This window comes from Streptococcus sp. DD13, from assembly GCF_001578875.1.
In the GTDB taxonomy this organism is placed as follows: Bacteria; Bacillota; Bacilli; order Lactobacillales; family Streptococcaceae; genus Streptococcus.
On sequence record NZ_KQ969506.1, the window covers coordinates 1,285,458 to 1,298,928 of the forward strand.

The following is a 13,471-nucleotide window of genomic DNA, read 5'->3' on the forward strand; positions in this document are numbered from 1 at the left end:
AATCCTAGAATTCAAATGACATATGCAACCATATTGAAAGGCTAGGACTTTTGTCCCAGACTCATTGCTAAAAGGTTTTTATTCATTTTATTGATAAAAACAAACCACCCATCGTCCTCTATCTGCTCAGCTATTTCACGAGCATTTTTAGGGCCGACTTGATATAGTTCTCTGCGGTATCAGTCGTTCCTTCAAAGAATTTTTTGATTTTCTTGAGTTCACTTGCCTTATAACCCAAAGCAAGCATCGCCTCCATCGCTTCTTCCAGCTCTTGATTGCCTGGACCGGTTGCTTCTATCGATTTCGCAGGTTTATCCCCCATCTCGACATTGATCTTCCCTTCGAGGTCCAACACCATTTGTTGGGCTGTTTTCTTGCCGATTTTGGGGAATTTTGTAAGATAAGTGATGTTCTTGCTTTCGATAGCCTGTACCAACCCTGTATTATCATCTGCCGCGATAATAGCAAGAGCAGAGACAGGCCCAATCCCTGACACAGAAATTAAGTTTAAAAAGAGTTGTTTTTCTTCTTCAGTCGCAAAACCGTACAGAAGATGAGCATCCTCACGCACCACTTGGTGCAGGTAGACTTGCAATTCTTGGTTCATCTTGCCAGAGTAGGCGTAGGGGTTCGCTACGTGCAATAAGTAGCCCAATCCAGCTGTTTCCACCACGATGTATTTGGCGGTGATTTTGGTTAATATTCCTTTAATATATTCGTACATTTTTTTCTTTCCTCGTTTTTCTTCTAAGTATACCATATTTTTTGATCGGCATTACATGCTAAAAAAAGAGGCCGGGACCAAAGTCCTAGCCTCTCCATTGTTTTTGGATTGTTGCGCAAGACGCAGTGGTGGAGTGAGCTCTACTAGGCTGATTTCATCCGCTTTTACAGCTCGACTCAACGGTGCGGAGGTGGGACGACGGTCTTTCTGACTATCACCGAGACTATAAAACCAGCTCCAGTTATCTACCTGAGGAGGCCTTTATTCCCTGCTTGCGCTCTTATTCTGGAACAAAATGCCACCCATCACTCGTACTTTCCTAATTCCCGCAGGCTGGTATGATTTTCCTGAATGCGACGGAACATCTTTTCCATGTCAGAGGTACTGAAATGCACTAAAACAGGACGTCCATGTGGGCAATTATAGGGGTTTTTACAGAAAGAAAGTTGCTTTAATAAATCCCTAGCTGAAAATTCGTCCAAGGCATGATTGGCCTTAATCGATCGTTTACAACTCATCATAATGGCCAGTTCCGCACGGTACTGCTTGACCGAAACCTGATCTGTCAGAAGGAGCATGTCACACATTTCATAGACGCCAGTCTCAATTTCCTCTTCCTTCATCCAAATCGGGTGTTCCCTTAGAATCAACTGATTTTCACCATAAGCTTCTAGATGAATCCCCACTTTGTTTAGGATATCCATTTTTTGCACCAAAAGTAGCACATCATTTGCAGGAAACTCAAAGAGATAGGGAATTAATAATTGCTGAGAAGAGGCATCCACCTGACCAATTGCCTCCCGATAATACTCGTACTTGACGCGTTCTTGTGCAGCATGTTGGTCGACGATATAAAGGCCCCCCTGGCCCTGGGCAAAGAGATAGGTCCCGTGCATCTGACCGAAATACTCTAGTTCAGGGAAGGTTGACGTCTTTTCTCCCTCCAAACGATCCACCACTTTCTTTAGCCCCTTTTGGAACAGTTCAGGATGATCTTGATCAGATTCCTTTACAACCCTTCGCTGGGCGTAATGCACGGCAACTTGCGACTTTTCATCTGTCCTTTCCACACGATTAGATGACTGATTTTGCTTAGTATTCCAGGTGTTTTTCTGAAAATCTTCTACAAACAGTTCTTCCCGCTTGGTGCGATAAGGGGTCGGCTCTTCCCGTAGTGATAAAGGAATCGGTTCTCCTTTGGGCTGATGGCGACCAGTGGATTTAGCCAGGTTTTCCAAGGCATCAGGGATAAGTTCCTGCTCTTTCAGGCTAGAAGCTATAGCTTGGGTCAGGAGATTCATCAACTCTCGCTCCTTGGAAATCCGTACCTCTTGTTTGGTCGGGTGTACATTGACATCCGCTAGGTAGGGGTCAATATCAATATCAATAACTGCAATCGGAAAGCGCCCCACCATGAGTTTACTGCCATAGCCGTCTAGAATAGCTCGATTCAAGAGGAAATTTTTAATATAGCGCCCATTAATAAAGAGACTGATATAGTTGCGGTTGGCCCTTGTTAGTTCCGGTAGGGAAATATACCCTGAAATCTGAAAATCCAAATCTCCCGTTTCAATCGGAATCATTTTTCTCGCAGTCGCAAGACCATAAACCCCGGCAATGGCTTGACGTTGATCTCCCTGGCCAGTTGTTTCGACTAAGGTTCTGCCGTCGTTTTCCAATCGAAAAGTGACGTCGGGATGGGCTAGACTCTGTCGATTGACTATATCGATAATATGCGATAATTCTGCCTGCTGACTCTTGATGTACTTTAATCGTGCAGGAGTATTGTAAAAAAGGTCTTCCACGCGTATCCTTGTGCCACGTGGATGGCTATGAGCTTCTATTCGTTCGATCTCTCCCCCACGAGATACCAGTCGTGTCCCATGTGGTCCGCTATCCGTAGCCGTCTCGATGGTTAATAAGCTCACAGAAGCAATCGATGGTAAGGCCTCCCCTCGAAAACCAAGTGTCCGAATCCGGAATAAGTCTGCTTGACTTTTGATTTTACTCGTAGCATGTCGCCGAAGGGCCAAGGCCACCTGGTCATGAGCGATTCCTTCTCCATTGTCGACCACTTCGATCAATTTTAAACCAGCCTCTTCAATCCGGATAGTGATTTGACGGGCACCAGCATCCAAGGCATTTTCTAACAATTCCTTCACGACACTTGCAGGTCGTTCGATGACTTCTCCTGCCGCAATTTGGTTGGCTAAAATTTCTGGTAATTCAATAATAGTGGCCATTCCTCTAATCCTTTCCATCCTAAACGGTTACTGTTTTTAACCCATCGATTCACATTCTTTTCACTACCTATTATTGTAACACATGTCTTCTGAAAGAAAAAAGAGGAGCTATCCCAGAACTCTAGGACACTCCCTTTCTAAAAAATCTTGAACAACAACTGGAGTTTGGACAGGGTCTTATAATCCCTTCTTTAAATCCGCAATCGCCAGCATCACTTCTAGCGGGGTCATTTGATTTAAATCAAGCGCCCGAAGAGCTTCGACCACGCGACTTTCTGTGGAAAATAGATCCAACTGCTGGTTCGTAGAAGAGGACACTTGCTTATTGAGATCCTGTTCCCTTCCACCGTTCTGGTTAGGAGACGTCCCCTCAAGATGAACCAAGATGGATTCTGCTCGGCGCAAGAGCTCTTCAGGCATTCCGGCAATCCGTGCCACATGGACACCGTAGGACTGATCTGCGGGGCCTGCTGCAATGCGATGGAGAAAGGTGATTTGTCCATTTTGTTCTAAGGTTTCCACATGGACATTTTCCAATTCTGTCAAGGTCTCAGACAAATCCGTCAACTCATGGTAATGTGTTGCAAATAAGGTTTTCGCGTGAATATGATGATGGATATATTCAATAATCGACTGAGCCAGAGCCATCCCATCGTAGGTTGCCGTCCCCCGTCCCAACTCATCAAATAGGATGAGGGAATTCTCGGTCGCTAACTGAATGGCCTTATTGGCTTCCGTCATCTCCACCATAAAGGTCGACTGCCCCGACACCAAATCATCCGCCGCTCCAATGCGCGTGAAGATGGCATCAAAAATGGGGAGACTGACTTGTTCACCTGGGACATATGAGCCCATTTGGGCCATGATGACAATGATGGCCAATTGCCGCATATAGGTTGATTTCCCACTCATATTGGGACCTGTAATCAACTGGATAGCCGTTCCACTCCCCATGTGAATCGAATTTGGAATATAGGTTTGGGCTCCCATAACTTTTTCAACAACCGGATGCCGTCCATTTTGTATCTCAATCTCATGTTGCTCATTAAATTGCGGACAGACAAGATGTTGGCGTTCTGCGACAAAAGCAAACGATTGGAGGACATCGATTGTTGCCACAGTTTTAGCTAATTGTTGAAGACGATGAATATATTTCTCTACTTCCTGACGGATGCGTGTAAAGATTTCATACTCCAGGCTCGCAGACTTATCCCTGGCTTCTAACATCTGACCTTCTATTTTTGCCAGTTCTTCCGTTCCATAACGTTCCGAATTTTTAAGGGTCGCCTTGCGAAAGAAATGTTCCGGAACAGAATCTAGATTGGAATTGGTGACGTGGAAATAATAGCCATCTTTCTTATTGTAGTCAATCTTTAAATTATGAATACCAGACCGTTCTCGTTCACGGCTTTCAATCTCCGCAATCCAACCAGTTCCTTCGCGCATGACGCGTCGATAAACATCCAGTTGTTCATCAAAGCCCTCACGGATGATATTTCCGTCTGTTATACCTTGGGAAGCCTCCGGATCAATCGCAGCTTCTATCAAGGCATGAAGTTCTGGAATCGGATCCAATCCCGCAACGAGATGGGACAAGCTGGCACTTTCCATCAGTTCTAACAAAGACCGGATCGGTGGAATATTAGCTAAAGTCTGACTCAACTGCAACAGATCCTTTGGGCTTGTCTTCCCAAAAGATACACGGCTAGCCAAGCGTTCAATATCATAAACCCCTCTAAGGCAATCCGTCAAATCATTGCGTTCGAAAAAATGTTCAATAAAGGTCTGAACGACTGCTTGTCTCTGCAAAATTTGATCTTTTTGAATCAGAGGACGATCAATCCACGTCCGTAGCAAACGCAAGCCCATCGCTGTTTTGGTCTCATTTAAAAGCCAAAATAGACTACCGTTTCTCTTCCCTGTTCGTGCATTTTCTAATAAATCAAGACTAGCTTTTGATGAGAAATCCATCTGCAGATAATCCTTGATTTCATAACGACTAACCGGCTGGAGGTGGACCAATTCCCTTAGCTGTGTCTTTTGTACATAAGCCAACAGCTTCCCTGCGACAGCCTGTTCATGGGCTAGTAAGCTAGATGAAATCAGATGTCTCGATACCAGCTCTTCCTTTTCGGTAGAGAGTAGCAAATGGAGCTGTTCTTCCAGAATTTGCTCTTCTTCCAAACTCAAATCATAACCGACGACCACTTCCTTGGCTCGTAAGTTTCGAATTTCACCAATGATTGTTGAAAAATCCGCAACGGATGTTACAAAAAACTGGCCTGTAGACACGTCCATGTAAGCCAAGGCATAGGTTGAGGGAGCAGAACGGTCAATGGCAACCAAAAAATTGCTCTCTGCGTCACCCTTGGTCGAATCCACTACAGTGCCCGGTGTGATGACCTGCACAACTTCTCTTTTGACCACCCCAACGGCTTGCTTAGGATCCTCCATCTGCTCTGCAATCGCCACCTTATGGCCAAGCTCTACCAAAGTATCGATGTATTGCTGGGCAGAATGATAAGGTACTCCCGCCATTGGAATCGGATTTTCTGCATTCTTATTCCGACTGGTCAGTGTTAGCTCGAGTAACCGTGCAGCCTCTATGGCGTCCTCATAAAATAATTCGTAAAAATCTCCCATACGAAAAAGCAAAAAAGCATCTGGATAGTTTGCCTTGACATCCAGATACTGTTGCATTCCTGGGGATATCTTTTCTCCAACCATAGCCACCTTCTCTATGAATTTATATGCCGTTCGATATCTTCTTGGACTGCCATTGCAGACGCTTCGTCCCGGCAAATGGCCAACAAAGTGTCTGCGCCAGCGATTGTTCCTAATATATTCTCTGGCTTTTCTGCATCAATGGCATTGGCTAAGAGGGCTGATTCCCCTAATTCTGTATGAAAAACCAAAATAAAGCTCGCTCGTTCGACCTTTGTCACCGACGACGCCAAAACTTGTCCTAAACTAAGTGTATCCTGATCAGATGGTAGGACATAGAAGCTTTGGTTTCCTTCATACACCTTAGTGAGGCCCAATTCTCTTAAGTCTCTGGATAAGGTCGTTTGGGTCACTAGTACCCCCTGTTGTTCCAACCGTTGTTGGATATCCATCTGCCGTCCAATCTTCTCATTTCGTACCATATCCTTAATCAATTGATGTCGTTCACGCTTATTCATCTATCGCTCCCTTATGAATCTTTATCACTGAATTATAACATATTTTTCCATAAGTTTCTAATCCCATTCATTTTATGATAAAATAGAGTCAACAGAGTCATTGGAGGAATATATGGACGTTAAAACCAGTATTGCAGACGTACTTGCAAGGGAGATTTCATCCTTAAGCGCGGAGCAAATTTATCAATTATTAGAAAAACCAAAATCATCCGAAATGGGAGATATTGCCTTTCCAACCTTTATGTTAGCAAAATCAGAAGGCAGAGCCCCACACTTGATCGCAGCTGAGCTAGTTCAAAAAATCGACAGCTCTCGCTTTGAAAAAGTTCAAGCAGTCGGCCCTTATATCAATTTCTTTCTAGACAAATCTGCTATCTCAGAAGAAGTCTTACGTCAGGTCATCATCCAAGGCCCCCACTATGCTGACCAGACGATCGGACAAGGCCAGCGCATTGTTTTTGATATGTCTAGTCCAAACATCGCAAAACCCTTTTCCATCGGCCACCTACGATCTACCGTTATCGCTGATGCACTCGCCCACATTGTAGCGAAGCTCAGCTACCAGCCTGTCCGAGTCAATCACTTAGGAGACTGGGGAAAACAGTTTGGTATGCTGATCGTCGCCTACAAAAAATGGGGAAATGAAGATGCGGTGAAGGCCAACCCGATTCAAGAACTCCTGCAACTCTATGTCCGTATCAATGCGGAAGCTGAAAATGATCCTACGATTGATGAGGAAGCACGCCATTGGTTCCGAAAATTAGAAGATGGAGATCCTGAAGCCATCGCCCTTTGGCAATGGTTCCGTGATGAGAGTTTAGTTGAATTCAACCGCTTATACGATCTGATGGATGTCTCATTTGATAGTTATCACGGCGAAGCGTTTTATAATGATAAGATGGACGAAATCGTTGAGCTTTTAGAAGAAAAAGACCTCCTGGAAGAGTCCCAGGGAGCACAAGTCGTCAACCTGGAAAAGTATGGGATCGAAAAGCCTGCCTTGATCAAAAAATCTGATGGCGCGACCCTTTATATTACACGTGATTTAGCCGCTGCACTCTACCGCAAACGGACCTACGATTTCGCAAAGGCTGTCTATGTCGTCGGAAATGAACAATCCGCACACTTTAAAGAGTTAAAAGCAGTTCTTACAGAAATGGGATACGACTGGTCAGACGACCTAGTCCATGTCGCTTTTGGACTCGTGACAAAGAATGGAAAAAAACTCTCCACTCGTAAAGGAAATGTCATTCTCTTAGAGCCAACCATTGAAGAAGCTATCCACCGCGCACAAGCTCAAATTGAAGCCAAGAATCCAAACTTAAAAGATAAAGAAGCGGTTGCGCATGCTGTTGGCGTGGGAGCCATTAAGTTTTACGATTTAAAAACCGACCGCTTGAACGGTTACGACTTTGATTTAGATGCGATGGTTTCCTTTGAAGGCGAAACAGGCCCATATGTACAGTATGCCCACGCGCGAATTCAATCCATTTTACGGAAAGCAGCCTTTACGCCAGATGCTTCGACTCCTTACAGTTTAGAGGATGCAGAGAGTTGGGAAATCATTAAAAGTATCCAAAGCTTCCCTCAGATGATTGAACGGGCTGCTGAAAACTTCGAGCCTTCGATCATTGCCAAATACGCCATAAATTTGGCTCAAAACTTCAATAAATTTTACGCTCATACACGTATTTTAGAAGAAAGACCAGAACGAGAGGCTCGCCTAGCTCTTTGTTATGCAACAGCAACCGTTCTGAAAGAAGCTCTTCGTCTTCTGGGGATGGAAGCTCCAAATGAAATGTAAAAAAAAGATGCATCTGCATCTTTTTTACATTTTACTTCTTATTTTCATCTTTTCAATGATGATTTTGCCAACCTCTTCAATATCCTGATTCAAACCACGAAGTTCAAAATTATAAAGGACCGGAAAACCGAATTGCTGACTATATTGTTTCGCTGTAAGGCAATATTGTCTGTTGAAATTTCGATTCCCAGAACCCACAATCCCCATACAGTTTCGATCATTTTGTTCATAAGCAATAAAGTCTCTTAACGGAGTGGTTAATATCTCTCTATCTCCCGTGTCCACGCCATTTCCACCTTCTAAGTAAGTCGGCAAAAAAGCAACAAAAGGGGTCTCTACTTTGAAAAAAGGGATTTCCTCTTTGACCAAGTCCTTCACATGCACCTGGTCTACGACAAGATCAGAGTGAAATTGCAAGTAGGTCGTTAACCTCTTGATAAAACTCTCTGTATTTCCACTCAGGCTAATATACACTAAGCTCACTCGATTCTCCATACATCCCTCCTAGAGTAAATTTCTTGACTTATAGCTCTTTTTCTTCGACAAAGCGACCAATAATTTTTACATTATCCGAGACGGATACAAAGGCATGAGGATCAGCCTTGCGGATAATTTGTTTAAAATCATTAAATTCGACACGACTGATGATGGTAATCAAAATAGCTTTTTGGTCGTGGTTGTAGCCACCTTCCGCTTCATTGATGATCGTCACTCCCCGATGCAGTCTATTTTGAATCAAGCGCGTAATACGCTTTGGATGGTTGGTGACAATCATCGCCTGCATTTTCTTTTGCTTAGCAAAAATCACATCCGTCATTTGACTGGAGATAAAAATGGTAATCATGGAATAAAGAGCAAACCGCCAGCCAAATGTCACACCAGCAATAGACATGATACATAGATTGACAATGAGGGAGATCGAACCAACATTTTTCCCTGTTTTCTGACGAACCAGCAAACTCACAATATCCGTTCCCCCACTAGAAACATTGTTTTTAAGGGCAAAACCAACCCCCGTTCCCATCGCCAATCCCCCGAAAATAGCATTCATAATGGGATCTGGTGTGAGAGTCACTTGTGGGACAATTTGGATAAAAAATGAGCTCATTGTGACCGTAATAAAGGTAAAGGTCGCAAATTTGTGGCCAATATAAAACCAGGAAATAACAATCAATGGGAGATTTAAAGCATAAAAAGTCAGAGATACAGGAAGTGCTATCCCCATAAAATGATTGGAAATGGCTGAAACGACCTGAGCAAGTCCTGTCACTCCTGAGGAGTATATATTCCCAGGTTGAAAGAAAAAGTTAACCGCTATAGCCGATAACAGCCCGTACATGACTGCTCCAGAAAAACGTTCTGCATATCTCTCAGTAGAAAAATATCGTAATGTTCGCAGATTTTTATGTTTTCGTAGCCAGCGATGCCAGGATCGCTTAAAAACCAGTTTGTATTTCTTATTCATGACGCTCTATTTGAAGAGATAACTCTTCTAATTGTTTTTGGTTGACGCTGCTTGGGGCTTGCGTCATCGGGTCGATCGCTCGATTATTTTTTGGAAAGGCAATCACTTCTCGAATATTTTCTTCACCAGCTAAAAGCATAACAAAACGATCCAATCCAAGGGCTAAGCCTCCATGAGGTGGGAAGCCATATTCCATCGCTTCTAGAAGGAAGCCGAATTGATCATATGCTTCTTCTTTGGTAAATCCAAGTGCTGTAAGCATTTGTTCCTGTAAAGGTTTGTGGTTAATCCGAAGACTTCCCCCACCAAGCTCATACCCGTTTAAAACGATATCGTAAGCAACCGCACGTACTTTGGACAAATCACCGGACAATTCTTGAACGGTCTCTTCTTGAGGAAGGGTAAAAGGGTGATGGGCAGCGGTATATCTTCCTTCATCCTCAGACCATTCAAACATAGGCCAGTCGACGACCCATAAGAAATGAAAGGCAGAGGCATCAATTAATTTCAATTCTTTGGCCAGTCGCACGCGAAGAGCTCCTAAGGTCACATTGGCAATCTCCAAGGTATCCGCAACAAATAAAACCAAATCCTTCTCTTCAAGTTGTAAACATTCTGTCAAGTCTTCTGTCAAGTCTGTCAAGAACTTAGCAATCGGACCCGTCAATTCTCCATTTGCTACCTTTATCCAAGCCAGCCCCTTCGCTCCGTATTGTTTCGCAACCTCTGTCAACTTGTCAATATCTTTGCGAGAGTAGTGCTCCGCCGCTCCCTTCACCACAATGGCTTTAACAGCAGGTGCCTCCGAAAAGACTTTAAAATCTGTTTGTTTCACAAGAGACGTTAGATCCTGCAAAAGCATCTCAAAACGCGTATCTGGTTTATCCGATCCATAAGTGTTCATCGCTTCTTCATAGCTCATTCTTGGAAATGGAAGCTTGACGTCAATCCCTTTTGTATCCTTCATCACACGCGCAATCAAGCCTTCTGTAATATCTTGAATTTCTCCATCTGATAGAAAAGAAGTCTCTAAGTCAACTTGTGTAAACTCTGGTTGACGATCTCCTCGAAGATCTTCATCACGGAAGCATTTCACGATCTGGTAATAGCGATCAAATGCAGCATTCATCAATAACTGTTTCGTGATTTGTGGACTTTGAGGAAGGGCATAGAAATTCCCCTTGTTGACACGTGACGGTACTAGATAATCCCGTGCTCCTTCTGGAGTGGATTTAGTCAGGATCGGTGTCTCTATGTCAATGAAATCCAATCCATCTAGATAATTTCGAATAGACTGCGTTACTTTCGCGCGAAGTTTTAGATTATTAAGCATCTCTGGCCGACGAAGATCTAGATAACGATAACGAAGTCGCGTATCGTCACTCGCTTCGATACCATCTTTGATTTCAAATGGCGTCGTTTTGGCCGTATTGAGAACGCGGACCTGTTCAACTAAAATTTCCACAGAGCCTGTTGCTATTTTTTCATTTGCCTGCTCTCTCTCAGCAACAAGACCTGTTACTTCAATAACAAACTCACTTCTTAAGCTTTCAGCAGTTGCCATTACTGCCTCAGCAACATGATTGGGATTAATTACTAGCTGGACAATCCCTTCACGGTCTCGTAAGTCAATAAAAATCAAATTTCCAAGATTTCGGCGACGGTCAACCCACCCCTTTAAGGTTACTTTCTCACCGATATTTTCCTTGCGGACGCGACCTGCATACATTGAACGTTTCATTTTTGCTATCCTTTCTCTCTATCCTTTTATTCTATCACAAAAATTCCTGCTTAGCTTACCAAATTCAGCATTTCTCCTACCATCGCGGCCCCGGATTAATGGATAAAACGAGAATCCTTTTCGTCTTAATTAAAGCCATACAACCTTCTTGCCAATCGATAAATCCCATTCGACAGCTTTCGACCTGGATAGCCAGGTTGGTTGACCATACGTGACAATTTCGTTTTACGAAGAAGACGATAAAGAGCTGGATTTTCAGACTTCATATATGCCCAAAGTTCTCTTTTCTTTTCCATATGGGCTCTACTTCCGGCCTTATTGAGCAAAGCAGAAGAAATCACGCTCGTAATTTCTACGTGATTGAGCAAATACTGAAGAAGCTTCTCCTCACGAATCTGGTCAATCCGCATTTCTTTGATGAGGATTTTATTGACTGCCAATTGCTGGTCAATCCGTGAAATCATGATCTCTTCATTGACAGATTGGTCTTCACGTCCTATCAAATAACGGTAAAAATCGACCGGTAAATAATACATTTTTTCAACAGCCTGCAAGGGAGTGAAAACAAAAATATTATCTACGTAAAACGTGTGTTCTGGTAAGGAGAACTGTATCTTCCGCAATAGCTCCGTACGATAGATGAGTGAATGCATCATCATGTACTGTCCGGTTTTGAAGTTTCCAATATCCTCCCAGGTAAAAATCCGCTCCTCCGGCAAGACTTTTGGATAGGACATTGATCGCTTCCGGTTAGAGCCTTCTTTTTCATACACAAAATTTGTAATAAAAGCATCGACAGGCGTGGCAGCCTCTTCAAGCATTTGGAGAGTTTCTAATACCTTTAAATAAGCTCTTGAATCCACCCAATCATCGCTATCCACTACTTTAAAATAAAGCCCTTTCGCCTCACGAAGTCCTGTATTCACAGCACCACCATGACCTTTATTTTCTTGATATATTGCCCGGACATTCGAATGTTTCTGAGCGAGTTGCTCAGCCACCTCCTGAGTATGATCGCGAGAGCCGTCGTTGATAATTAAAATCTCGACTTGATCCCCTCCGATCGACAAAGCTTCTACACAATAGTGTAAATACTGTTCCGAATTATAGCTTGGAACAGCAATTGACAATAACGTCATTTCCTTTCACCCCACTGATTTATGATCATCTAGTTCTTTTCTTTAATGTCTAAAGATCGTGATCCTTCTTCAATTCCTAAGATCGATTTTTAGTCAGCAACTGGATATACGAGTTGTATGATTGCCCTTCCTATTCTATCATTTTTCAGGAGTCTTTTCCCCCTTTATCTTCTATTTTCTGTCGAAAATCCAAATAAAAAATTCAGCCACCTCTCAAAAGAGAACGCTAAAAAAGCCGTCTCATTCTTTGAAACGGCTCTAGGAAATCTGTAACTGAACAAATAACTGAACAAACCCAGCAATCAACATTTTAAGACAAAGCAAAAAGCCCACAACAGTAGGCTTTCTGTACTATCAATCTTAAAATTAAAGCATTTTGTTGTAGAATTCAACGACAAGTGCTTCATTGATTTCTGGGTTAATTTCATCGCGTTCTGGCAAGCGAGTCAATGAACCTTCCAATTTTTCAGCGTCGAATGATACGAATGCTGGACGTCCAAGTGTTGCTTCCACAGCTTCAAGGATTGCTGGAACTTTAGCTGACTTTTCACGAACAGAGATCACTTGACCTGGAGTTACACGGTATGATGGGATATCAACGCGTTTTCCATCAACAAGGATGTGTCCGTGGTTTACGAATTGACGAGCTTGACGACGAGTAGTCGCAAGGCCAAGACGGTAAACAACGTTATCCAAACGACGTTCCAAAAGGAGCATGAAGTTGAAACCTAGGATGCCACCTTTGATTTTAGTTGCTTGAACGAAAAGATTACGGAATTGTTTTTCACTGACACCGTAAGTGAAGCGAAGTTTTTGCTTCTCAGCTAATTGCAAACCGTACTCTGACAATTTTGAACGGTTGTTTGGTCCGTGTTGTCCTGGTACGTAGTTACGACGAGCCAATTCTTTACCTGTACCTGTAAGGGACAAGCCAAGACGGCGAGATTGTTTCCAAGATGGTCCTGTATAACGTGACATGAAAATGTCCTCCTGTAAAAAATATAGGCGGAAATAGTCACTTGAAGAGTCCTAATTCGTGCAGAACATCTTCACCTAAACAGCAAAGGCTACTTTCAAAGCAAATGTCCTGTTGACGAGCTCTATACTCTTCTGCTGCTATTTCACACAAAGACTAGTCTACCACAAAATTAAATAACTGTAAAGCAACTCTAT

At 43.1% G+C, this 13,471-nt stretch carries 10 protein-coding genes; 1 reads left to right on the forward strand and 9 read right to left on the reverse strand.

Annotated elements, in window-relative coordinates; translation table 11 throughout:
• Positions 1–130 precede the first annotated feature (130 nt).
• The 4 genes from ruvA to argR all read right to left on the reverse strand — a co-directional run bounded on the left by ruvA (position 131) and on the right by argR (position 6,149).
• Positions 131–724: a Holliday junction branch migration protein RuvA gene (gene ruvA, locus STRDD13_RS05995; protein ID WP_067103012.1), complete on the reverse strand. Its 594-nt coding sequence runs from the start codon at positions 722–724 to the stop codon at positions 131–133.
• Positions 725–1,029: 305 nt separating this feature from the next.
• Complete coding sequence (mutL, locus tag STRDD13_RS06000) at positions 1,030–2,967, reverse strand: DNA mismatch repair endonuclease MutL (protein ID WP_067103014.1); 1,938 nt, start codon at positions 2,965–2,967, stop codon at positions 1,030–1,032.
• A 177-nt stretch (positions 2,968–3,144) separates the two neighbouring features.
• On the reverse strand, positions 3,145–5,694 hold the full coding sequence (mutS, locus tag STRDD13_RS06005; protein ID WP_067103016.1) for a DNA mismatch repair protein MutS: 2,550 nt from the start codon (positions 5,692–5,694) through the stop codon (positions 3,145–3,147).
• Between the two features lie 11 nt (positions 5,695–5,705).
• Complete coding sequence (gene argR / locus STRDD13_RS06010; protein WP_067103018.1) at positions 5,706–6,149, reverse strand: arginine repressor; 444 nt, start codon at positions 6,147–6,149, stop codon at positions 5,706–5,708.
• A 112-nt stretch (positions 6,150–6,261) separates the two neighbouring features.
• Here argR and argS point away from each other — a divergent pair, with 112 nt between their 5' ends.
• Positions 6,262–7,953 carry an arginine--tRNA ligase gene (argS, locus tag STRDD13_RS06015; RefSeq protein WP_067103020.1) on the forward strand — a complete coding sequence of 564 codons (1,692 nt, stop codon included), beginning with the start codon at positions 6,262–6,264 and terminating at the stop codon, positions 7,951–7,953.
• Positions 7,954–7,977: 24 nt separating this feature from the next.
• Here argS and nrdI read toward each other — a convergent pair whose 3' ends face one another.
• The 5 genes from nrdI to rpsD all read right to left on the reverse strand — a co-directional run bounded on the left by nrdI (position 7,978) and on the right by rpsD (position 13,276).
• On the reverse strand, positions 7,978–8,448 hold the full coding sequence (gene nrdI / locus STRDD13_RS06020) for a class Ib ribonucleoside-diphosphate reductase assembly flavoprotein NrdI (RefSeq protein ID WP_067103023.1): 471 nt from the start codon (positions 8,446–8,448) through the stop codon (positions 7,978–7,980).
• Between the two features lie 28 nt (positions 8,449–8,476).
• Positions 8,477–9,418, reverse strand: coding sequence for a YitT family protein (locus STRDD13_RS06025; protein WP_067103025.1), 942 nt, complete (start codon positions 9,416–9,418; stop codon positions 8,477–8,479).
• The gene (gene aspS, locus STRDD13_RS06030) at positions 9,411–11,159 is read right to left on the reverse strand and encodes an aspartate--tRNA ligase (RefSeq protein WP_067103027.1); all 1,749 of its coding nucleotides are present in this window, start codon (positions 11,157–11,159) and stop codon (positions 9,411–9,413) included. The genes STRDD13_RS06025 and aspS overlap by 8 nt, the downstream gene beginning before the upstream one ends.
• A 125-nt stretch (positions 11,160–11,284) precedes the next feature.
• On the reverse strand, positions 11,285–12,298 hold the full coding sequence (locus tag STRDD13_RS06035; protein WP_067103029.1) for a glycosyltransferase family 2 protein: 1,014 nt from the start codon (positions 12,296–12,298) through the stop codon (positions 11,285–11,287).
• Between the two features lie 366 nt (positions 12,299–12,664).
• Positions 12,665–13,276 carry a 30S ribosomal protein S4 gene (gene rpsD, locus STRDD13_RS06040; RefSeq protein WP_067103031.1) on the reverse strand — a complete coding sequence of 204 codons (612 nt, stop codon included), beginning with the start codon at positions 13,274–13,276 and terminating at the stop codon, positions 12,665–12,667.
• Positions 13,277–13,471 lie beyond the last annotated feature (195 nt).